17 protein-coding genes are annotated in these 22077 nt (G+C 59.3%); 10 read left to right on the plus strand and 7 right to left on the minus strand.

Annotated features, from left to right (window positions below; genetic code table 11):
* Position 1: 1 nt before the first annotated feature.
* The 4 genes from JZY08_RS15210 to JZY08_RS15225 form a co-directional block, all read right to left on the minus strand.
* Positions 2 to 913 carry an ABC transporter permease gene (locus JZY08_RS15210; RefSeq protein WP_216333411.1) on the minus strand — a complete coding sequence of 304 codons (912 nt, stop codon included), beginning with the start codon at positions 911 to 913 and terminating at the stop codon, positions 2 to 4.
* A gap of 237 nt (positions 914 to 1150) precedes the next feature.
* Positions 1151 to 2440 carry a PotD/PotF family extracellular solute-binding protein gene (locus JZY08_RS15215; RefSeq protein ID WP_035225495.1) on the minus strand — a complete coding sequence of 430 codons (1290 nt, stop codon included), beginning with the start codon at positions 2438 to 2440 and terminating at the stop codon, positions 1151 to 1153.
* Positions 2441 to 2470: 30 nt separating this feature from the next.
* Positions 2471 to 3556 carry an ABC transporter ATP-binding protein gene (locus JZY08_RS15220; protein WP_216332289.1) on the minus strand — a complete coding sequence of 362 codons (1086 nt, stop codon included), beginning with the start codon at positions 3554 to 3556 and terminating at the stop codon, positions 2471 to 2473.
* Between the two features lie 213 nt (positions 3557 to 3769).
* Positions 3770 to 4750 carry a 3'-5' exonuclease gene (locus JZY08_RS15225; protein WP_216332291.1) on the minus strand — a complete coding sequence of 327 codons (981 nt, stop codon included), beginning with the start codon at positions 4748 to 4750 and terminating at the stop codon, positions 3770 to 3772.
* Positions 4751 to 5003: 253 nt separating this feature from the next.
* On the opposite strand from JZY08_RS15225, the gene JZY08_RS15230 reads away from it, so the two are divergent.
* From JZY08_RS15230 to JZY08_RS15240, 3 genes are all read left to right on the plus strand, one after another.
* Complete coding sequence (locus tag JZY08_RS15230) at positions 5004 to 5513, plus strand: sigma-70 family RNA polymerase sigma factor (protein WP_216332293.1); 510 nt, start codon at positions 5004 to 5006, stop codon at positions 5511 to 5513.
* A gap of 88 nt (positions 5514 to 5601) precedes the next feature.
* Entirely contained in the window at positions 5602 to 6525 is a 924-nt protein-coding gene (locus tag JZY08_RS15235) for a FecR domain-containing protein (RefSeq protein ID WP_216332295.1), read from the plus strand.
* 313 nt (positions 6526 to 6838) lie between these two features.
* Complete coding sequence (locus JZY08_RS15240) at positions 6839 to 10261, plus strand: TonB-dependent receptor (protein ID WP_253204111.1); 3423 nt, start codon at positions 6839 to 6841, stop codon at positions 10259 to 10261.
* Between the two features lie 46 nt (positions 10262 to 10307).
* Here the strand turns inward: JZY08_RS15240 and JZY08_RS15245 are convergent, their stop codons facing one another.
* The 3 genes from JZY08_RS15245 to JZY08_RS15255 form a co-directional block, all read right to left on the minus strand.
* Entirely contained in the window at positions 10308 to 10721 is a 414-nt protein-coding gene (locus tag JZY08_RS15245; protein ID WP_216332297.1) for a hypothetical protein, read from the minus strand.
* Between the two features lie 149 nt (positions 10722 to 10870).
* Positions 10871 to 11788 (minus strand): transglycosylase SLT domain-containing protein, encoded by a 918-nt coding sequence (locus JZY08_RS15250; RefSeq protein ID WP_216332299.1) that lies wholly within the window; start codon positions 11786 to 11788, stop codon positions 10871 to 10873.
* Positions 11789 to 12003: 215 nt separating this feature from the next.
* The gene (locus JZY08_RS15255; protein WP_216332301.1) at positions 12004 to 13788 is read right to left on the minus strand and encodes a PAS domain-containing methyl-accepting chemotaxis protein; all 1785 of its coding nucleotides are present in this window, start codon (positions 13786 to 13788) and stop codon (positions 12004 to 12006) included.
* A 293-nt stretch (positions 13789 to 14081) separates the two neighbouring features.
* On the opposite strand from JZY08_RS15255, the gene JZY08_RS15260 reads away from it, so the two are divergent.
* From JZY08_RS15260 to JZY08_RS15290, 7 genes are all read left to right on the plus strand, one after another.
* Positions 14082 to 14672 (plus strand): isoprenylcysteine carboxylmethyltransferase family protein, encoded by a 591-nt coding sequence (locus JZY08_RS15260; protein ID WP_216332303.1) that lies wholly within the window; start codon positions 14082 to 14084, stop codon positions 14670 to 14672.
* A 165-nt stretch (positions 14673 to 14837) separates the two neighbouring features.
* On the plus strand, positions 14838 to 15311 hold the full coding sequence (locus JZY08_RS15265; RefSeq protein ID WP_216332305.1) for a VOC family protein: 474 nt from the start codon (positions 14838 to 14840) through the stop codon (positions 15309 to 15311).
* A 260-nt stretch (positions 15312 to 15571) separates the two neighbouring features.
* Positions 15572 to 16915 carry an extracellular solute-binding protein gene (locus JZY08_RS15270; protein ID WP_216332307.1) on the plus strand — a complete coding sequence of 448 codons (1344 nt, stop codon included), beginning with the start codon at positions 15572 to 15574 and terminating at the stop codon, positions 16913 to 16915.
* Positions 16916 to 17002: 87 nt separating this feature from the next.
* On the plus strand, positions 17003 to 17893 hold the full coding sequence (locus JZY08_RS15275; protein ID WP_035243448.1) for a carbohydrate ABC transporter permease: 891 nt from the start codon (positions 17003 to 17005) through the stop codon (positions 17891 to 17893).
* A 7-nt stretch (positions 17894 to 17900) separates the two neighbouring features.
* Positions 17901 to 18785: an ABC transporter permease subunit gene (locus JZY08_RS15280; protein ID WP_137038768.1), complete on the plus strand. Its 885-nt coding sequence runs from the start codon at positions 17901 to 17903 to the stop codon at positions 18783 to 18785.
* Between the two features lie 40 nt (positions 18786 to 18825).
* Positions 18826 to 19947 carry a sn-glycerol-3-phosphate import ATP-binding protein UgpC gene (locus tag JZY08_RS15285; protein ID WP_216332309.1) on the plus strand — a complete coding sequence of 374 codons (1122 nt, stop codon included), beginning with the start codon at positions 18826 to 18828 and terminating at the stop codon, positions 19945 to 19947.
* A 728-nt stretch (positions 19948 to 20675) separates the two neighbouring features.
* Positions 20676 to 22004: an LLM class flavin-dependent oxidoreductase gene (locus JZY08_RS15290; RefSeq protein ID WP_216332311.1), complete on the plus strand. Its 1329-nt coding sequence runs from the start codon at positions 20676 to 20678 to the stop codon at positions 22002 to 22004.
* Positions 22005 to 22077 lie beyond the last annotated feature (73 nt).

Raw genomic sequence — 22077 nt, forward strand, 5'->3', positions numbered from 1 at the left:
GTCACAGCTCCTTGCGGATATCGACGATGCGCAGGATGCCCGCGACCATCAGGAGAACGAGGATGAGCAGGATGACGGCGTTGGCGGCCGCCGCCGGATATTGCAGCAGCGACATCTGGTTCTTCATCATCAGTGCCACCGACGCGCTCTGCCCGCCGGACATGACCTGAACCGTGGAGAAATCGGCCATCACCAGCGTCACGACGAAGATGCTGCCAATCGCCATGCCGGGTTTGGCAAGCGGAATGATGACGTTCCAGAGCGTCTGCCAGCCCGTCGCGCCGGCATCGCGCGCCGCTTCAATCAGCGCTTTGTCGATGCGCATCAGCGTGTTGAAGATCGGCGTGACCATGAACAGCGTATAAAGATGCACCATGGCCAGCACCACGGCGAAATCCGAATAGAGCAGCCATTCGATCGGCGCGGGCACGATGCCGGCGCTGACCAGCGTGCTGTTGACCAGCCCGTTGCGCCCGAGAACGGGTATCCAGGAGATCATCCGGATGATGTTCGATGTCAGGAACGGCACGGTGCAGATGAGGAAGAGAACCATCTGCATGGTGGTGGTGCGGATATGGAAAGCGAGAAAATAAGCGATCCAGAAACCGCAGAACAGCGTGATGGCCCAGACGATGGCGGCATATTTCAGGGTATTGAGATAGGTCTGCCAGGTGACCCAGGAACCGAGCGTTTCCAGATAGTTGAAGGTCACGAAATCGGGATACATCTGGGCAAAGTCATAGTCCCAGAAGCTGACGACGGCGATCATGACGATCGGCAGAAGCAGAAAGAAGCCGAGGATCAGGAAAAGCGGCGTGGCCTGAACATAAGACACGAGCTTTTGCGGCAGCACGAAGCTGCGGGGCGGCCTGTCCTTTTTGTCGCTGACGCCGATGAGTCTGACCGTCACCATCATGAAGCCTTTCGCTGGATTTGCTGAAGCACCGGCGGCGATGTCGCCAGCGAGCATGTTGACAAGTCCTCCGCACTCTCGACGTCATCCTCGGGCTTGACCCGAGGATCTAACCACGTCCGATGTGGTGGTTCGTTAGATCCTCGGGTCAAGCCCGAGGATGACGGAGGAGAGGTTGGGGTGCCTGCCGCTTTCAGGACCGGTGACGACAAGCCGCCACCAGTCCTGTGTTTTACATCAGGCCGCGATGAATTCGTTCCAGCGGCGGACCATGTAGCGGTCCTCGTCCATGACGGAGTTCCAGCAGGCGACCTTGCCCATGCGCTCCTCGAAGGAGCCGCCGTCGCGCACGGCGCCCGCCTTTTCCATGACCTTGCCGTCCGGGGCGATGATGTCGCCCTGCGCCGGTTTACCTTCGACCCAGTAACCCCACTCGTCGGCGGACATATGCTCTTTTGCCGTTTCCATGGCGGCAGAGTAATAGCCCTGACGGTTGAGATAAGCGCCGACCCAGCCGGAGGTGTACCAGTTGATATATTCGTAAGCCGCATCGAGCTTGGCGCCGGAGAGGTGCTTCGCAAGGCCAAGACCGCCGCCCCAGGAGCGATAACCTTCCTTCAGCGGCTGATATTTGCAGGCGATGCCCTTGGAACGGACCGCGGCGACGGCGGGCGACCACATGGACTGGATGATGACTTCGCCCGAGGCCATGAGGTTGACGCTTTCATCGAAGCTCTTCCAGAAGGCGCGGAACTGGCCGTCTTTTTTCGCCTTGATGAGGAAGTCGATCGTCTTGTCGATCTCTTCCTTGGTCATGTTGCCCTTGTCGGCATATTTGATGTTGCCCAGGGCTTCCATGATCATCGCCGCATCCATGATGCCGATGGAGGGAATGTTGAGGATCGAGGTCTTGCCCTTGAACTTCGGGTCCATGATATCGGCCCAGCTGGAGATATCGCGGCCGACGAGATCGGGGCGGATGCCAAGCGTATCGGCATTGTAGATGGTCGGGACCATGGTGAAATAATCGGTCTCGCCCTTGGCGAACTTCTTGTCGCCGGGCTTTTCGACGAAACCGACGGTGTGCGGGGCCGTGCCCTGCGCCACGACGCTGTCCGGCTTCAGCTTGCCGTTTTTGAACAGCGGCACGATCTTGTCGTAATATTTCAGCTTCTTGATTTCCATCGGCTGGATGACGCCGGCCGGATAGACCTTCTTCAGGATCCAGTATTCGATATCGGCGATGTCATAGGAATTCGGCTGGGTCACCGCACGCTGGGCGGCGGCGTCGGAATCCGTCGCCGTCATTTCGAGCGTGATGCCGAGATCGGCCTTGCACTTTTCGGCAATGGCGTTGAGGTTCGACACACCCGTGCCGAACTGGCGGATGGTGATCGGGTTCTGAGCCCAGATGGTCGGGAAGCCGGTGATGAGGCCGGAGCCGATCGCCGCACCCGTCGCCGCTGCACCGGCCTTGAGAAGGCCGCGGCGGGAAAGGCCTGTTTTGATCTTTGAGGTATCGGTCATTTCAAAGTTCTCCTCTGGTTATTATTGGGGTCACTTCTCTACCCGGCCGAGCACGATGGCATCGGCCGCATTCCATGAAAGCGGTATGGCGTCGCCGGTCCTGACCGGCTTTTCAAAAAAGGCGGCATCGCTGAGGATGACGTTGAAATCCTCGATACCAGCGCCGCTGACGGCGATCTTCACGCTCGCGCCGCGATATTCGACATTCGAGACGATGCCGGTGAAACCGAAGCCCGGCTGATCCGCCTCCCCCACGCGCACGCGGTCGGTCCGAATGGCGATATCGACCGCGCCATCATGAGGGGCGGTGCCGCTGGCCGTGAATGCGCCGCCGCCAGCCACTTCCAACGTGACGAATTCGTCGGCCTTCTGTTTGAAACGCCCGGAAATGACATTGTGGTCGCCCATGAAACGGGCGACGAAAGCGGTCGCCGGGCGCTCGAATACCTCGCGTGGCGTCGCCGCCTGCTCGATACGGCCATCATTCATGACGACGATGACATCTGCCAGCGCCATGGCCTCTTCCTGGCTGTGCGTGACGTGAACAAAGGTGATGCCAAGCGAGGTCTGCAGCTTCTTCAACTCGGCGCGCATGCGAATTTTGAGGAAAGGATCGAGCGCAGAAAGCGGCTCGTCCAGCAACAATGCCTCGGGATCGGTGATGAGCGCGCGCGCCAGCGCCACACGCTGCTGCTGGCCGCCGGAAAGCTGGGCAGGGCGTCGGCTGGCATAGGGTTCGAGCTGCATCAGCCGCAGCATATCGAGCGCCTTGGCGCGGCGCGTCTCCTTGTCCACACCCTTCATCTTGAGGCTGAAGGCGACATTGTCGATGAGATCGAGATGCGGAAACAGCGCATAGGATTGGAACATCATCGCCGTTCCGCGCCGGGCGGGCGGCAGATCGGTGACCACCACATTGCCCAGCCGGACATCGCCGCTGGAAATGCTTTCATGGCCGGCAATCATTCGCAGCGTCGAGGTCTTTCCGCAGCCGGAGGGGCCAAGCAGGCAGCAATAGCTTCCCGCCGGAATCTTGAGACTTATCGCATGCACGGCAGTGGTGTTGCCGTAGATCTTGGAAACGGAAGCGATGTCGATTGCTGCGGCTTTGCTCATGAACACTCTCCTGCGACAACCTTGTCATGCAGGAGGCGTGCCAATCCGCTTTGCCATTGATCTAAAAGGCGATTTCAGAACGGCTTGCGGACCCGACCGCTCGGCTGCTCAAATTTGCAGCGATTGTTTTCGATTGACTGTAGAAATTGTATGCGATCTTGCCGGGAGATTTACGCGGCGAGGCTGATCGGCATACGCCAAGTTGCCGCTGCCCTACCCGGCCTTGAACCGATCGAACGCCGTCAGATATTTGACCGTCGGATCGGCATCCCAGCGGTAGATTTCTGTCCGGAGAAAATGCAGCTCTTCTTCGAGCCTTTCCTCCGGCAGTTCCACCCACCAGGATTTCGGCCGGCCATCCGACCCGTCCGACCAGCGGTAGCCGCGCTTTTTCAGGTGATCCTTCATCTCGAACGGGCTGTTTTCCGCGTAGATGCGGACCCTTGACAGCCGGCTTGCCTCGTGGAGCTCCGCAAAGGGCGTTCCTGTCTGGCCGGGACGCTCCTGTTCCAGCACCTCCAGCAGCGCGAAACAATCATCGACAGCACGGTGGCCATCGTGGAAATAGCCGGATTGGCCGATCAGATAACCGAGCTTGTTGCCTTCAAAGCCCCGTGCCCGCCAGTCTATCTCCTTTACGGAACAGGCCCAGGCCTTGTCGCGGAAGATCGGCGAGAAGGTCTCGCAAAAGGGACGGTCGAAGCCGGCATTGTGGGCAATGATCAGATCGGCATCTGTGACAAGCGAGGTCAGCCGGTCGATGTCTATCGTCTGTCCGGCAACCATGTCATCGGTAATACCTGTCAGGCGCGTGATCTCTTCGGGAATGGCAACGCCCGGCTGTCGCAGACCGCCATAGATGCCGGTGACATCGCCGATCATCCCCTGATCATCGAATGTGAAGGCGATGACGCCGATTTCGATGATCTCATCGGTTCGATGATCAAGGCCGGTCGTCTCGGTATCGAGGATCACGCCTCGGCGGGGGAAACCCGGCCGCGGCCGCTCGATGACCGCGCGGGGCTGCAACCTGCGCAGGATACGGTAGTTGCCGGTGGATTCGAGATATCCGGCCAGAGCCTCATCGTCAGGAACCGTCTTCTGTGTCGTTTCCCGTCCAGCCGCTTTTCGCTCTTTTTCGGCCTTTGGAAGCCGCGCGGCTGCGGGAGCGAAAAAATCCAACTGGGAGGTCATTATGGTCCTGTCCGCCTTGGCCGGAAATTGAGATTGAGTAGTGCAGCATATGCGCAGAGGCTTAACGTCACAACAGCGGTTACCGTCATCCACAGAAACCGGGTCACATCTGCTGGAAGGGCGTGGCCAAAGCACGGTCAATGGCGCAGCACCACGGCAATCAGCAAAACCATTTTAACATGATTATTTCAGTTAAGTATTGAAATGAGTCGCCGTGCGGGGTATCGCCTCAAACGCAATCCTCAGGTCGGTCATGACGCAACGCGACGACAAATTCCTTTCGGCATTCCTGAAAACGCAGTCGGACATCAAGCGATATCTGACGCGGATGACGGGTTCCCGGGAGGATGCCGAGGATCTTGCCCACGAAGCCTGGATCAAGCTGGCGAGGAACAGTTCGAATGCGTCCGAAGCCCCCGTGCCCTATCTCAAGCGGATTGCAAGGTCGCTTGCAATCGATCACGGGCGCGGCCGCAAGCACCGCGCAACGACCGAACAGATCGAGGATGCCCTTTCAATTCGCGACGCACAGCCGGGACCGGACCAGCAGGTGATCGATCGCGACCAGATCCGGGAACTCATGCGCGTCATCGGCGAGTTGCCGGATCGCCAGCGAAAAATGCTTGTCGCAGCCCGGCTGGAGTTTCGCCCCCATGCCGAGATCGCGGAGGAATTCCATGTCTCGACCCGCACGGTGGAAATGGAAATCAACCGCGCGATCAATTACTGCATGGAGAAAATGGGACATGAGCGACGCAGATAATTTTCGGATTTCCGGTTGCCAATCGTTAGAGCTAATGAGGTTCAGGTGAAAAATTCCTGCACCAAGGCGCGCTTTTGATAGGGGTTGAGTGTTGAACGACGGATCCGAGGCGCTCAGAAGGAAGGCCACATCCTTTATCGTCAGGCTGCACTCCGGCGCGGCAACGGTTGAGGATACGGAGGCGCTCAGCCATTGGCGCAACCTCAGTGCCGACCACGAACGCGCCTTCATCGAGGCGTCGGCGCTTTGGCGCAATCTCGGTCCGGCTCTGCAAGCCGAAACGCGCACGCGTGTAGCTGTCACCTCCAGACGGTCTTTCATGATTGGCGGCAGCCTGGCAGCCGGCCTTGCCGGCGTCGCCGTCGCGCTGCCGGAACTTGGTTACATGCCGTCCATGGGCGCACTGCTTGCAGATTTTTCAACGGGGGTTGGCGAGCAGCAGAATGTGACCCTGCCGGACGGGTCGACCGCCTTTCTCGATGGTGGCACGGCCCTGTCTCTCGACGGTGAACGGCGGTTCGATCTGACGGCGGGCGCTGCGGTCTTCACCGTCAGGCAGGCATCCGACATGCCATTTGTCGTGAATGCCGGCGCCGGTTATGTCGAGGCCTCCGGCGGCTCGTTCAGCGTGACACACAACGCCAGCGGCGTAACGGTGGAATGCCTGTCCGGCCCGCTTACCGTGCACTGTCTCGGCAATGCGCAGCTCCTTCCCGGCGAGGCAATCGCCTATGCGAGTTCGGGTCTCAGGGAAAAATCCGCAATCGACCTTGAAACCGCCTCCGCCTGGCGCGAAGGCCTGCTGGTCTTCAACAACCGCCCCCTCGAAGACATCGTCGCCAGCCTGAACCGGCACCGGCGCGGCAAGATCATCATCACACGCGAAAGCCTTCGGTCCCTGCATGTCTCGGGCGTTTTTCAGCTCGACCGGCCACAGGACATTATCGCCCATCTTGAAGAGACCCTGCATCTGCGGGCTATCGGTGCCGGCGGGATACTTCTTCTCGTCTGAAACCGGTTCAGAACCGCTTCGCTGCCACAGATTTCGTAGGATTCGGAAAATATTACCAAAAAACTCCAGAAATCTTTTCGGGTTTCTGCGCCTCGGTCGTCCTCCCTATCAGAGGCCGCATCGTCGCGGCGAAACTGAAGGGGTTACGGGGATGAATTTATTGGCGGCGGGACAAAAATCCGGTAGTCGCGCAGCGCGCTTGAGGCTGGCGGCATTCTGCGCATCGCTGGCATGCTCCGTCTCTTTTTACGCGCACACCCAGGCTCATGCGCACGAGCTGCGCCAGTTTTCCATTCCCGCGGGCCCTCTCGACGTGGCCCTGACGCGATTTGGCGCGGCAAGCGGCATACAGATTCTCTACGATGCGTCTTTGACGAAGGGGCTGAAAACCTCCGGCGCGGCCGGTACCCTTCAGCCGCGCGATGCGCTCGGCAAGCTTCTGGACGGCACCGGTCTGAGCTTCCGCTTTACGGCACCCGATCGCGTGACGGTCTCCAACGCATCGCAGGCGCAGGCGACCTCGGCGGACGGTTCGCTCGTACTCGAAACAATCACCGTCACCGGCAAAAGCGGGCGATACGGCAGCCCTGACGCACCCTACGGAACCGACGCGCCGACGGCCTATATTTCGGGCGAGGATATCGACCGCTTCCGCGGCTCAAGCCCGGCCGACATGTTTCGCGGCACGGCTGGCGTCATGTCCGGCGAGGCGCGCAACGGCGCGGGCGCCATCGATGTCAATATTCGCGGCATGCAGGGAATGGGCCGCGTCGCCACGACGATAGACGGCGCCGAGAATTCCGTGACGGTCTATCAGGGCTATCAGGGCGTCTCTAACCGCACCTATGTCGATCCCGATTTCATCGCCGGTGTGGACATTACCAAGGGGGCCGATGCCTCTTCCTTCGGCAATGCCGGATCCGTCGCGATGAGGACGGTCGGTGCCGATGACATCGTCAAGGATGGTGAGAAATGGGGCCTCAAGGTCAAAGGCGGCTTTGGCACCAATTCGTCAAGCCCGAAGGACGGCGCGCTGGGCGGTTACAGCTACCAGTCCGGTGCGGGCACCGCGACGCCGTCTGCCGACGGCATGGACCGGCCCGCCTTCCTCAAGCCAACGACCGGCTCGGGCAGCGTGATCGGCGCCTATAAGGGCGAAGACATCGATGTTGTTGCGGGCTACGCGCATCGTCGCCAGGGCAACTACCACGCCGGCAGCCATGGCCCCGTCGCCTCTCCGAAAAACATAGGCGACACGAAATATTGGGGCGGCATTCTTCCCAACACGATGATCAATGAAGGCCTGGTCAACTATCGCGGGGGTGAGGAAGTCCTCAACACCGAACTGGAAACGCAATCTCTTCTGGCAAAAGTGACCGCACGCCTTTCGGACGACCAGACATTCCAGATCGGTTATATGGGATATAGAAGCGAGGCCGGAGACCGGCTTGCCTCGCGGCTGACGTCGAATACCGGACAGGCGCAGCAACAGGAACAGACGGTCAGCACCAGCCTCGACACGTTCACGGCGAGATACAACTGGAACCCCGAGGATAATGATCTCATCGACTTCAAGTCGAATTTCTACTTCAACCACCTCGAAGTCCGAAATCCCGTGCGCGGAGGCCGCGGACTGACGCCCGAAAAAATCGGCCTGCCATCCGGTTTCCGGGTCGGCACCGACACCAATATGTGGGGCGCGGAGATCACCAACCGCTCTCAGTTCAGCTCGGATTACGGCGACTTCGATCTGAACTACGGCATTTCCTACCGGGCCGAGGACACCAATGGCAGCGAGCACGCCGCTGTTCTCGAGGGTTGGCTGACGCCGCGCGATGCCATTCGTCATGAAGGTGCCGCTTTCGCCAAGGCGGCCTACAAGCCCGTTGACTGGCTGACCCTCAATGGCGGCCTGCGATACTCGCATTATTGGCTCAAGGATCGATTTGACCCCTACGAAAAATATCAGGCCCAGGGCAAACCCATCGGCCTGACCGTGGATGACGGGGGTTTCAGCCCCTCTGCCGGCGTGACGGTGGAACCGTTCGACAATACGCAGTTCTACGCCAACTATTCGAATACGCTCAGATCGCCATCCATCATCGAATCCGTCTCCGCCTTCAACAGCGTGATCGCCAATGCCGGCGTCCAGCCGGAGCGATCCAGCAACTGGGAAATCGGCACCAACATCATTCGCGACGGCATTCTGTCCGACGACGATACCGCCATGATCAAGTTCGGTTATTTCAATTGGGACGTGAAGAATTACATCTCGCGCACCGTGGTGACCGAACCGGTGCTGACCCTGAATATCGGCAACATTCCCCGGGCTAAATTTTCAGGTCTCGAACTCTCCGGCCGTTATACCAATGGCGGCTTTTCGGCGGACCTTTCGGCCAATTATTTCCTGAATGTCGAATATTGCCGCACGACACAGACCTGCGACAGCAAGTCCCTCTACGGCGACTATGCGACCAACCATGTTCAGCCGGAATATACGGTGGACCTGACGCTCTCGCAGAAATTCCTCGAGGACCGGCTGACGGTCGGCGGCCGCATCTCCTATGTCGGACCGCGCGCCATCGGTCACGGCGATGTCACGGCGCAGGGCGCCTCCGAATTCATCGCTCTCGTGGACTGGGAACCCTATACGCTGGTCGACCTGTTTACCGAATACAAGATCAACGACAACATGACCGCGAGCCTGCGCGTGGAAAACCTGTTCGATCGTTTCTATGTGGATCCTCTCGGCCTCGTCACACAGCCGGGACCGGGCCGGACGATCTATGCCAGCCTTACGGCAACCATTGGCGGCGGCGAAGCCCTGCCCGGCCTCTCCCCCTTCAGCAGCCCGACGAACAACGCCTTCGTTCGCGACTGGACCGGCTTTAATGTGGGTGCTCATGCGGGCAGCGATTTCCTGAATATCGCAGGCAGCACGACCTCTCTGGATGGAACGTTCAGCGATGCAGCCGCGCGGGAATCCGCCGATTTCAACATGCGCGGCGGCGCATTCGGGCTGCATGCGGGTTATGACCGGCAGCTCGAAAACGGCTTCGTCGTCGGCGTCGAGGCCGATTACACCAAAACCTATCTTCGCGGCATCGAAAAGTTCGCCTCCACCGATGCAACACTGGCGAAAAACGGGCATGTGGACGCAACCACCAGCTACGACATCGACTGGACTGCCGGGTTGCGGGCAAAGCTTGGTTACGCCGTCAACGACAGGCTGCTGGTTTATTCGACCGCCGGCCTGGCGCTTGCCCGGGAAACCCAATGGCGCGACCAGTATATCTCAGACAGTGCGAGCGCTACCAACCCCATGGGTTCCGAAACAACGGCGTTCTTCGTCGAGAAGGCCTCCGGCACACGAACCGGCTTCACCATCGGGCTTGGCGCGGAATATGCCCTGAATGAAAACTGGTCGATCAGGGCGGATTACAGCTACAGCCATTTCCGCGCCAAATCCTTCAAGTTCAAGAATGCCCGCGCCGGCACCGGCAAGGACTACCAGACCAGCGAGCAGACCGGCACCGAGATGATCGACCCCGGTTTGGCCAATGATCCCAATATGGCCTGGCTTTGCGCCATCTATCCGGAAGTCTGCGCTCCCTATGAATCGCCGGTTTACGAATATGTCGACCACGCCGGCACTTCGGGAATAACAAACGGCCGCAATGCCTCTAATTCGCTGAACATGCATGCCATCAAGGTCGGGCTGAACTATCGCTTCTGAGCCCCCTTGCAACCTCCTGAGCTGCGTTCCGCCCCCGGAGCGCGGTTCAGGAGGCCGGACGATTTAGAATATTTTCGCAACTGGCCGGATTACCGATGATCTCGCTCGTCCTGATGGTGGAAGCGGCGTCCGCAGTGATCTTGATGATGCAGTCGCGGCGGTGCTCCTTGATCTTCATGCCCTCGGTTTCCGATATCTGCGCCTGGCCATTGACGGTCTTATATTCGCGCCTGTTGCTGAGGCCGGCATAGGTCTCGACATCGACCTTCAGCCAATAGGACTCGGTTGCGCCGTTTTCGATGATGACCTTGTTCGGACGGCCAAGTCTGGCGATGGCGGCGTCGCGGGGCTGTCCCACAAAGCCTGCGACGGTGCGGGAAATCTCCGTCTGCCCGGTGGTGGAGCAGGCGCTGACGATTGCCAGCGCAGCCGCCAGGCCTCCGGTTTCAAGCCATCTCATTTTTAATGCTTCCCCTCGTAAAATGCCTGTGGTCGCACAAGACGCGACCATGGCCCGGGCGCAAATCTAGGGTCGATGGTTTGCCGCTGGAAGGAGGCGCAAACGAAATGCCGATCAACTTGTTATGATCGGCTTAAAATGACAGTCGCCTACCTGTTGCGAAACACGGTGCAGGGAACGCCGGCCTGCCGGATTGCACCGCAAAGCTGATTGGCTTCACCACGTGTTTCGCGGCCGATGCGGGCGGCATAACGCGGGCGCGAACCGAAATTCCCGCCGCGTTGGCGCACGATCAAGGCTCGTTCAGCGTTAAGCGGCTCTGCCAGCTGACCTATCGCACGGGTGAAAAGCCGGTTTGCCACCGCCGGATTATAATGCGCGGCAAGCTGCACGCCCCAGGGCGCCCAGTCGGCCGAGGAAATCAGCACGGGATCGTTCATGGTGCGGGTATCGGCCAGCTTCAGGCAGGCATCGATGAAGGACCTGCTGTCATCCAGCGCCGGGGCCGCCTTTTCCGGCGGATTGTCCTTCCAGCTTTCCACGGGGTATCCGGTAATCGCAAAGACATAATCCCGGGTTTCCATAGGCAGGCGACCGGTGGCGATGAATGTCCGCAATCCCGCCTCGCCCGCATTATAGGCCGCCGCCGCAAGACCGAAATTCCCGAATTGCGTCTTCAGCTCCGACAGATAACGCGAGGATGCCTCAAGCGCGGCGATGATGTTGAAACTGTCTTCAAGGCCGCGCAGTCTGGCGGTTCCCGGCATGAACTGGGCGATGCCCTCGGCGCCCTTCGGGCTGACGGCATCGGCCCGGAACAGGCTTTCCCGCCAGATGAGCCGGGCGAAATAATCCGGCGGAACGGCATGGCGCCCGGCCAGAACCTCCATGGCATGACACAGGTCATTATTGTAGCTGCCGACGCGGATGCACAATTCCGGCGCAACGTCGTGGGCGTAAGCGCAGGACGCCTTTTTCTCTGCCGGCTCTTCCGCCCCGGCTACGCCAGAGCTAATGGCCAGCAGACAGAAGGCAAAAGCTAGGCGGCCTGTCGATATCCCTACCAAGCGAACGTCCCCGAAAACTCCACACGCGATGTGCCGATTATCAGCCAATCGATACGATATGCCCAGAGCTTCGGCTGTTCTTCAACGGAAGTTTCGGTTTTTCGGTCTTTTCTCGGCCTTTCCTCATTCCTGTGCCTTCTCAAAAATGAGGAGGCCGGGACGTCGGTTAACGAATGTCACGGCCTCAAACTGGACCCACCTATACGCGAAGCGCTCTAAAAGTCCTGCCATTCCTCATGTTTGGCAGCGACTGCAGCCGAACCGCGTGCCGCAAGCGCACGGGATGCGGGACGTCGCGAACTGATCGGCGCAGTTTGCTGCCCTAAGCTGATGCGCGAAGACGATGCCGATCGCGTCGCGTCATCGAAGCGGAATTGCCCGAGAAGCTCGAACAGGGCCGCCGCTTCCAGTGCAAGGCTATGGCTGGCGGCCGTCTGCTCCTCCACCATCGCGGCATTCTGCTGCGTTCCCTGATCGACAGTGTTGACCGCCTGGTTGATTTCGGCAAGAGCGGTGGACTGTTCACGCGCGGCTTCCACGATCGCCACGACGTTTGTGTTGATATCGCGTACCTGCGCCGCAATCTCCTGCAGGGCGGAGCCCGCTCTGGTGACGAGGCCGACACCGTTTTCCACCTGCGCGCCGGATGCGTTGATAAGGCTCTTGATTTCCTTCGCGGCCGTTGCCGAACGTTGCGCGAGTTCGCGCACCTCCTGCGCGACCACGGCAAACCCCTTGCCCGCCTCACCCGCGCGCGCGGCTTCCACACCTGCATTCAGGGCCAGCAGATTGGTCTGGAAAGCGATCTCGTCAATCACGCCGATGATATTGGAAATCTCGCGCGACGATTTTTCGATCTGGTCCATCGCCCCGATCGCATCCCGCACCACCGCGCCCGAATGTTCGGCATGGTCGCGGGCACGGGTGACGATCTTTCCCGCCTCTTCCGCCCGGCGGCTTGAATCATTGACGGCGGTGGTGATCTCTTCAAGCGCTGCGGCCGTTTCCTCGATCGAGGCGGCCTGTTGCTCCGTGCGTCTGGCAAGATCGTCGGCCGCCGAGCGTATTTCATTCGAGCCGGAAGAAATGGCGCCGGCATTTTCAGAAACCAGCGTCATGGCCTTTTTCAGCTTTTCCGAGGCCGCGTTGAAATCTGTCCGCAGCCTTTCAAGCGAAGGAATGAAGGGTTTATCGATGCTCTGCGAGAGATCGCCTTCGGCAAGCTCGGTCAGAGACTGAGCGAGTGTCTCGACATTTTCCACGCGGCCGGTCACGTCGGTCGCAAATTTGACCACCTTGAACACCTTGCCGTTCAGATCGAAGATTGGGTTATAGGAGGCCTGAATAAAAACCCTGCGGCCACCCTTGCCGAGCCGCATGAACTCATCCGCCACGAGATCACCCCCGGCGAGCCTTTTCCAGAATTGCGCATAGTCGGCAGATTGCGTGTAGGCGGGCTCGCAGAACATCCGATGATGCCTGCCCTGCACTTCCGCCAGCGAATAACCGAGGGCCGACAAAAAATTCTCGTTGGCCGTCAGCACCTCGCCGCTCGGGGAGAATTCGATGATGGCCTGCGCCCGCGACAGGGCATCGATCTTGCCGGCATCTTCCGCCGCCTTCAGCTCGCGCGCGGTAATATCGGTGGCAATCTTGACCACTTTCACCGGCTTGCCGCGGCGAAACACCGGATTGTAGGAGGCCTCGATCCAGATTTCCCTGCCGCCCTTGCCGATGCGCTTATATTGCCTTTGATCGAACTCGCCTGCCGAAAGCTTTGCCCAGAAGGTCTTGTAGTCCTGCGAAGACACCTCAGCGGGTTCGACAAACATGCTGTGATGCCTGCCGACGATTTCCGAAAGCTCATAACCGAGCGCGCGACAGAAGTTCTCATTGGCGGTGAGAATCTTTCCAGACAGATCAAATTCTATGATGGCTTGAGATTTAGAGAGCGCGGCCATAACCGCGAAAGCATTGGCACCACGATCAAGAAAACTCACGTGCGATCCTCCGATGGCAGCTAAATGGTTTCCGCTGAAATAATTATCGAATACTACGTTTTCCTCATTAAATAATACTTAATGATAAGGTTTATGCTCTCCGTTCAGATTTAATTGCTACCGGCGACCTTCGGGTCGTCCGCTGTTCTTCAGAGGGAATCCTACACAGCCTTCAAGTCACGCGAGTGAAGTAATAATGATGGATATTTGTATCTATACTCCGGATATGAGCGAGTCGAAAAACGCTGTCCTTGACGTTGGGACGGTGGAGCTTGCCAATGTTTGGGGGAACCATGATTGACATCATAGCCGTGCTCGCAGTCTGGGCATATATCGCCGGGTTTCTGCTCTTGACGGCGCGACTGGCGAAACAGATGGGTGAGCCTGTCTGGCTTTTTGCAAAAGGCCGCGAAAGGCAGGCTATCCCTGCCATGCTTTTCCGTCTTGCCTTTCTTCTCGGCGCCATTCTGCCCCTCGTCAGTCTGTGGCTGGGGCCGCAGCAATCCGGCTTTCTTCTAAGCCGCTGCGATCTCGGTTTGGCAATCCGCATTGCCGGTATGACGATGGTTCTGGCCGGAGGTCTGATCGCGCTTTATGCGCAGCATTACATGGGCAAGTCATGGCGCATCGGCGCGGCTGAAGGTCACCTTGGCGCGATCGTGGATACCGGCCCGTTCAGCCTTTCCAGAAACCCGGTCTTTGCCGGGCAGATCGCGCTGTTTGTTGGGCTGGTCTTGGTGTTCACAACGGTGCTGCAGCTTGCCATCGCCATTGCCCTCGTCATCGCCGTGATGCTGCAGGTAACGATTGAGGAACGGGTGCTGAGCAAGGAACTCGGCCCCTCCTATGACGCCTACCGCCAAAGGGTGAGGCGGTGGTTGTGACGGCGACCTGCAGTTCCCTGAAAAATGGCGGTGTTGCCCAACCCCTGGGAACGTTCGCCCGGCAGCTGCATTCTATGCCGAATGGGGGAGCCGACACCGGCCGGTCAATCTCCTTGCCGCTGACAGGCAGGGCGAAAATCAGCTTTCAATTTGGAGGAACACGCCATGAAGAAGAATGTGATCTGTATCTGGTATGACAAGGATGCCGAGGCCGCCGCCAGATTTTATGCCGAGACCTTTCCCGACAGCACCGTCACCCATGTGTACCGGGCGCCGAGCGACTATCCCTCCGGCAAGGAAGGCGACGTTTTGATGGTGCAGTTCACCGTTGCCGGCGTGCCCTGCATCGGCCTCAATGGCGGACCGACCTTCAAACATAGCGAGGCCTTCTCGTTTCAGATATCGACCGAAGACCAGGAAGAGACCGACCGCTACTGGAACGCCATCGTCGGCAATGGCGGTGAGGAAAGCGCCTGCGGCTGGTGCAAGGACAAGTGGGGCATTTCCTGGCAGATCACCCCGCGCGTGCTGATGGAGGCCATGGCAGCCGGTGGTGCGGAGGCTAAACGAGCCTTCACCGCGATGATGGATATGAAGAAAATCGATGTCGCCGCCATTGAGGCCGCACGCCGCGGTTGACTCCGAGAGACTATTCAGCAGCAAGTAGCGAAATGAACTGCAAGCCGGAATCCCCTGAAAAATAAGGGAAAATTCTCTTTAACGGCTTTTATCGCGCCTGTTTTGCCGCGCAGATATCTCTGCGCGGCCAGTCATCATAAAACGTTCAACAAAATGTAAGCGATCCGTCAAAGACGGCTGTTAGCAGAGCCCGTGGCTTCGTGCTGGGAACATGATGTTCTTGCCGATCATGCCATCCATCCATCAACGGGGCTCAACTCATGAAATCTTCCGCTCTGACCTCTTTTGTGGCCGGCGTCGCCATCGCGGCCGCCTTCGGCGCCACGGCCGCCCACGCAGAAAAGACCAAGTTCGAATTCTGGTACGGCCTTTCGGGCGATCTCGGCGATCGCGTGCAGGACACCTGCAAGAAGTTCAACGAATCGCAGGCTGAATTTGAAATCGTCTGCACCTCGCAGAACGACTATGACGCCACGCTGCAGAACACCATCGCCGCCTACCGCGCCAAGAAGCAGCCCGCCATCACCCAGATCTACGACGCCGGCACGCTGGACATGATGCTGTCCAAGGCTTTCGTTCCGGCCAAGAAGCTGATGGCCGACAATGGCTACAAGATCGACTGGAACAACTATTTCCCCGGCATCGCCAATTATTATGCGACGGCTTCGGGTGAGCTGAACTCCTTCCCGTACAATTCCTCCACGGCGATGTTCTATTACAATGTCGACGCCTTCGAGAAAGCCGGCATCACCTTCAAGCCCGACACGTGGGAACAGGTTGAAGAAGCCGCCAGAAAGCTGAAGACCGCCGGTTTCGAATGCCCGCTGGCCTTCAACTTCGACACCTGGATGCTGATGGAGCAGTTCTCCGCCATCCACAACCAGCCGATCGCCACCAAGGGCAACGGCTATCAGGGCCTTGATGCCGAACTGACGATCAACAAGACGAAGTTCGTGGATCACGTCAAGTTCTTCAAGAAGATGCAGGACGAGAAGCTGTTCGTCGTCAAGACGAAGCAGCTCGGCATGGACATCCTGCCCGCCTTCACCTCGCAGACCTGCCAGATGTTCATGACCTCCATCGCCAACCACGGCACCGTCGGCAAGACCATGCCGGAAGGCGCAAAGTGGGACGTCGCCATGCTGCCGGTCTGGAAGGGCACCGAGCGTCACAATTCGCTCGTCGGCGGCGCTTCGCTCTGGGTCATGGCCGGTCGTCCGGACGCAGAATACAAGGGTGCAGCCGCATTCCTGAACTTCATCGCCCAGCCGGACATGGTTGAATGGTGGTCCACGGTCACCGGCTACATCCCGGTCACCAAGACCGGCTTCGACGCCATGAAGGCCAACGGCTTCTACGACAAGGCTCCCTATAAGGGCCGTGAAAAGGCGATCGAAAGCCTGACGTTTACGCCGCCGTCCGAATATACCCGCGGCATCCGTCTTGGCGGTTTCACGCAGATCCGCAAGGAAGTCGCCACCTCGCTCGAAGCCATCTTCATGCAGAATGCCGACATCCAGGCTGAACTCGACAAGGCTGTCGAGCGCTCGAATGCTGCTCTTCGCCGCTTTGAAAAGACCTATGCCGGCGCCAAGCTGAACTAAGCTTCCAGCCCGACTTCGAAGGACTTGCCCGTGATGCCTCGCTTCACGGGCAAGTCCGCCCATTTCTCCAGTAATGCCGGTTTTTTCATGGAAAAGCGCGCCGTCTTCAAAAGCACGTGGTTGCCCGTGCTGTTCGCCCTGCCGCAGCTTCTGCTGATCTTCCTGTTCTTCTACTGGCCCGTGGCAGCGGTCATCAACTGGGCGTTCACGCTCGAACCACCCTTCGGTGGCGCGGCAGAGTTCGTCGGTCTCGCCAATTTCGAGGAAACCTTTCTCGATCCGCTTTACTGGCATTCGGTGCTCGTCAGCATGGTCTTTGCCATTGCCGGGCCTGTCTTCACCATCCTGATCGGCCTCGTTCTGGCGCTTTGTGTCGATCGAGCGCTGCCCGGTTCCGGCTTTTTCAGGGTGCTATACATCCTCCCCTATGCCATTGCCGGACCCGCCGCGGGCATGGCCTTCCGCTTCATCCTGTCGCCGGAACGCGGTCTTGCCGCCTCGCTCAACGCCTGGTGGCCGGACATCTGGAACCCGGCCAAATACGGTGAACACGCGCTGATCCTCGTCATCGTCATCTTCATCTGGAAATGGGCGGGCTACACCTTCATCTTCGTGCTCGCCGGCCTGCAATCGGTGCCGCGCTCGCTGACGGAGGCGGCCGCCATGGACGGCTCCGGCCCCATTCGCCGCGCGATCGACATTCAGGTGCCGCTGCTTGCCCCCACTTTGTTCTTCCTCACCGTCATCATGATGACCGAGGGTTTCGTCGGGGCCGACACGTTCGGCATCGTCGCCACCACCACAGAAGGCGGCCCCAACCGCGCCACCGAGGTGATGGTTTACCGTATCGTCAGTGAAGCCTTCGAGGGACTGAATTACTCCGGCGCCTCGGCGCAGAGCATCGTTCTCATCGGCCTCATCATGGTTTTCACCTTCATCCAGTTCCGCTTCGTCGAGCGGCAGGTTCATTACAAGTGAGGCCGCGATGATCCAGCGTACCCCCTTTGCCGACGCCCTGACCTATGTTCTCATGGTCGCCGGCTTCTTTTTGCTCATAGGCCCCTTCATCGTCGTCATTTCCGGCGCCAGCCAGTCGGTGCAGCAGGTCAACAGCGTGCCCTTCAGCTTCATGCCGCAGGGCGAACTTTTCACCAATGCCGCCACGGCCTGGCAACGTGCCAATCTCGGCAATGCCCTCCTGAACAGCATGATCATGGCCACGCTGGTCACGATCGGCAAGGTGGCCCTTTCGGCCTGCACCGCCTTTGCCATCGTGTTCTTTCGCTCGCCGTTGAAACACTTCTTCTTCTGGACGGTCTTCATCACCCTGATGCTGCCGCTCGAAGTGCGCGTGGTGCCGACCTATTCGGTGGCCGCCGATCTATTCCAGCCGTTCCGCTCCATTCTTGGGCTGTTCGGCATCGAGGTCTCGGTCGAGTGGAACCTTCTCAACTCCTATTCCGGCCTCACCTTGCCGCTGGTCGCCACGGCGACCGGCACGTTTCTCTACCGGCAGTTCTTCATGACGATCCCCGACGAACTGGCCGAAGCCGCCCGCATGGATGGCTCGGGCCCGGTGCGTTTCTTCGTGGAAATGCTCCTGCCGCTGTCGCGCACCAACATGGCGGCGCTCACCACCATCATGTTTGTTTATGCCTGGAACCAGTATCTGTGGCCGCTGCTGATGATCACCGATCCTTCCTACAAGACGGTGATGATGTCGCTGCGCGCGCTTCTGCCCGCCGAGGACGGCATACCGGACTGGAACGTCACGCTTGCCGGTTCCCTCATCATCATCCTGCCGCCGCTTCTCGTCGTGGCCTTCCTGCAACGCTGGTTCGTCCGCGGCCTCGTCTCGTCCGACAAGTGACGACGGGTCGAGTGGCTTTCAACAACAAGGTTCTCCTATCATGGCTCAGATCGATATTCGCCAGGTCCGCAAATCCTACGGCAAGACCCCGACCCTGCACGGCGTGGATCTTTCTTTCCAATCCGGCGAGTTCGTCGTCATCCTCGGCCCCTCGGGCTGCGGCAAATCCACTCTTTTGCGGATGATCGCCGGGCTGGAGGAGATCACGTCAGGTGAAATCGCCATTGGCGGCCGTGTCGTCAACACGCTGGAGCCGCGCGAGCGCGGTTGCGCCATGGTGTTCCAGAATTATGCGCTTTATCCGCATATGTCGGTGGCCGGCAATATCGGTTATGCGCTGAAGGTCGCAGGCGTGCCCAAAGCCGAGCGCCTGCGCCGCATCGAAGAGACGGCAAAGATCGTCGGCCTTTCCGATTATCTTGAGCGCAAGCCTGCCGCGCTTTCCGGCGGCCAGCGACAGCGCGTGGCCATGGCCCGCGCGATCATCCGCGAACCACAGGTATTCCTGTTCGATGAGCCGCTGTCCAACCTCGACGCCAAGCTGCGTGTCACCATGCGCGCCGAAATCCGCAAGCTGCACCAGCGCCTGTCCGCCACCTCCGTCTTCGTCACCCACGACCAGGTGGAAGCGATGACGCTGGCCGACCGGCTGGTGGTGATGAACAAGGGCAATGTCGAACAGGTCGGCCATCCGCTCGATATCTATCATCGCCCGGCCAGCACCTTCGTCGCCTCCTTCATCGGCTCACCGGCCATGAACCTCTTCACAACCCGGGTAGAGGTCGAATCTCCTTCCGTGATGCTGGCGGGCACGCCGGTGAAACTGTTTCCTGAAACCAGCCTCGAACTGCGCGGCCGTGATGTGATCGTGGGCATCCGCCCGGAACAATGCCTGGTCAGCACGGATGGCGCCGGCGTGCCGGCAACCGTCGATTTCGTCGAAGAACTGGGCTCCGGCCGCATCGTGCATGCCGATATCGCCGGCGAGACCTTCTCCGCTGCCATCGGTGAGGATCTCTCGGTAAAACCCGGCCAGCGCATCCACCTCGACCTGCCCGCCGCCCACCTCCACTTCTTCGACCCGGCCACCGGCAAACGGATCGAGACGGAAGGAGCGATCGAGACCACCCGCATCGGCAACGAGAAGCTGCTGGCGGTTTGAAAGCGGTATGAGAGCGGGTCGGATATCGCCGGCCCGCTTCTGTTTTCGCTCTACGCTCCTACAACGGGAGCGACCTCATCAACCCACTGAATGAAGTTTCTCCGGGACGCCTCTGTCCACGCGCCCGCATTGCCGCGATGGGCATACCGCGCCATAAAATTTCCCCTCGAAAAGCCGCACTGATGCTACTTTTGACTGGCGGCTGGGAGGTTATTTAGAAGGAAAATTTATATGACGGCTGCCCGTCACGCCGGATAGAAAATTACACTAACCAATTAAATTAAACTACTGAATTCATTATATTTTATAAAAAACACAACCTGCGGGATATCTACCACTATCCCTCTGGCGGTGGTCACCAGCTGTTCCACCGCGTAGATGACCGACTGATCGCGCCAATATCCGCTGTGCCAGCCATCACCGCTTGCATGACATTTTTCAAGCAAATGCTCTGCCCTCGGACGACAGGAAGTGAAGTTCCGCCCGTCGATTCCCGCGCTCACCGAGGTTGAACCAAACCTCGGCGACGGTGACAGGATCATCGCCAAACCAAAATTTTCAGGAAAAATCTTTCGGTTTGCAAATCATAATCGGAATAGTCTTTGCCGCGCCAATTCCTCGGTAGGGATATCGTCGCGAGGAGTATCGGGCCACCTTCGCGCCCCCTTGGAGGCAACAGGCAACATAAGCCGCCCGCATCAGAAACATCGACGAAAGAGTGATGCCCAATGGCAAATGATCGCAAACTGCATCTCGGCGCCTTCATGCGGCCCGTCAGTCTTCACACGGGTGCCTGGCGGTATCCGGAATCCTTCCCGGACGCGAATTTCAATTTCGCCCATCTGGCGCGCTTCGCGCAACAGCTTGAAGCCGCAAAATTCGATGCATTCTTCATGGCCGATCATCTGGCGGTGCTGAACATGCCAACGGAAGCCCTGCGCCGCAGCCATACCGTGACCTCTTTCGAGCCCTTCACCCTGCTTTCGGCGCTCGCCGCCGTCACGTCCCGCATCGGGTTGGTCGCCACCGCCTCCACCACATTCGATGAGCCCTATCATGTGGCCCGGCGTTTCGCCTCGCTCGATCACCTCAGCAATGGCCGGGCCGGATGGAACATCGTCACCACCTCAAACCCGGATGCGGCGCGGAATTTTGGCCGCGACGAACAGCCTGATCACGCCGAGCGTTATGGCCGGGCGCGGGAGTTCTACGATGTCGTCACCGGGCTATGGGACTCCTTTTCCGATGATGCCTTTATACGGGATGTCGATAGCGGACTGTTCTTCGATCCTGAAAAAATGCACGTCCTCAACCACAAGGGACCCGAGTTCTCCGTGCGCGGGCCGCTCAATATCGCGCGTCCGGTCCAGGGCTGGCCTGTCATCGTTCAGGCAGGAGCTTCGGAGCCGGGACGCCAGCTTGCCGCCGAAACTGCGGAGGTGGTTTTTGCAGCAACACCCACGCTTGCGGCGGGAAAAGCATTCTATAAGGACGTCAAGGACAGGACCGTCGCGGCAGGCCGCTCCCGCGACAGCATTGTCATCCTGCCGGGCGCTTTCGTTCTGGTCGGCGATACGGTGGAAGAGGCGAAGGCCAAACGCGCCAAACTCGATAGCCTCGTCCATTATGACAGCGCGATCGCCTCGCTTTCGATTGCCATCGGCCACGATGTTTCCGGATTCGATCCCGATGGTCCCCTGCCTGATATCCCCGAGACGAATGCGAGTAAATCCAGCCGTGAAAGGGTAATCGAGCTTGCCCGAAGCGAGGGCCTGACGGTGCGCCAGCTTGCCCAGCGGTTGGGCGGTTATGCGGGTCTTGCCTTCGTCGGCACGCCAAAGACCATCGCCGACGAGATGGAGCGATGGCTCCATGAAGAGGGCTCGGACGGTTTCAACGTCACCTTCCCCTTCCTGCCTGCCGGCCTTGACGACTTCACGACGCTGGTCGTGCCGGAATTGCAACGACGCGGGCTGTTCCGGAAGGACTATGAGGGGCCGACATTGCGCGACCATCTCGGCCTGCAACGGCCGGCCAACCGTTTTTTCCCTGAATAACGCGCCGTCGCGCCAATCCCGCCGACGGTAGGGAGATTTTCCACACCCGCCCGGAAGTTTGGCATAAGGTTCC

Origin of the sequence: Rhizobium sp. X9 (genome assembly GCF_018873185.1) — a bacterium.
Taxonomy (GTDB): Bacteria; Pseudomonadota; Alphaproteobacteria; order Rhizobiales; family Rhizobiaceae; genus Agrobacterium; species Agrobacterium oryzihabitans.

Bases quoted from the DNA above. Each gene is read 5' to 3' on its own strand.
- JZY08_RS15210 (WP_216333411.1), bottom strand. From the start codon at position 913: ATGGTGACGGTCAGACTCATCGGCGTCAGCGACAAAAAGGACAGGCCG.
- JZY08_RS15215 (WP_035225495.1), bottom strand. From the start codon at position 2,440: ATGACCGATACCTCAAAGATCAAAACAGGCCTTTCCCGCCGCGGCCTT.
- JZY08_RS15220 (WP_216332289.1), bottom strand. From the start codon at position 3,556: ATGAGCAAAGCCGCAGCAATCGACATCGCTTCCGTTTCCAAGATCTAC.
- JZY08_RS15225 (WP_216332291.1), bottom strand. From the start codon at position 4,750: ATGACCTCCCAGTTGGATTTTTTCGCTCCCGCAGCCGCGCGGCTTCCA.
- JZY08_RS15230 (WP_216332293.1), top strand. From the start codon at position 5,004: ATGACGCAACGCGACGACAAATTCCTTTCGGCATTCCTGAAAACGCAG.
- JZY08_RS15245 (WP_216332297.1), bottom strand. From the start codon at position 10,721: ATGAGATGGCTTGAAACCGGAGGCCTGGCGGCTGCGCTGGCAATCGTC.
- JZY08_RS15260 (WP_216332303.1), top strand. From the start codon at position 14,082: ATGATTGACATCATAGCCGTGCTCGCAGTCTGGGCATATATCGCCGGG.
- JZY08_RS15265 (WP_216332305.1), top strand. From the start codon at position 14,838: ATGAAGAAGAATGTGATCTGTATCTGGTATGACAAGGATGCCGAGGCC.
- JZY08_RS15270 (WP_216332307.1), top strand. From the start codon at position 15,572: ATGAAATCTTCCGCTCTGACCTCTTTTGTGGCCGGCGTCGCCATCGCG.
- JZY08_RS15275 (WP_035243448.1), top strand. From the start codon at position 17,003: ATGGAAAAGCGCGCCGTCTTCAAAAGCACGTGGTTGCCCGTGCTGTTC.
- JZY08_RS15280 (WP_137038768.1), top strand. From the start codon at position 17,901: ATGATCCAGCGTACCCCCTTTGCCGACGCCCTGACCTATGTTCTCATG.
- JZY08_RS15285 (WP_216332309.1), top strand. From the start codon at position 18,826: ATGGCTCAGATCGATATTCGCCAGGTCCGCAAATCCTACGGCAAGACC.
- JZY08_RS15290 (WP_216332311.1), top strand. From the start codon at position 20,676: ATGGCAAATGATCGCAAACTGCATCTCGGCGCCTTCATGCGGCCCGTC.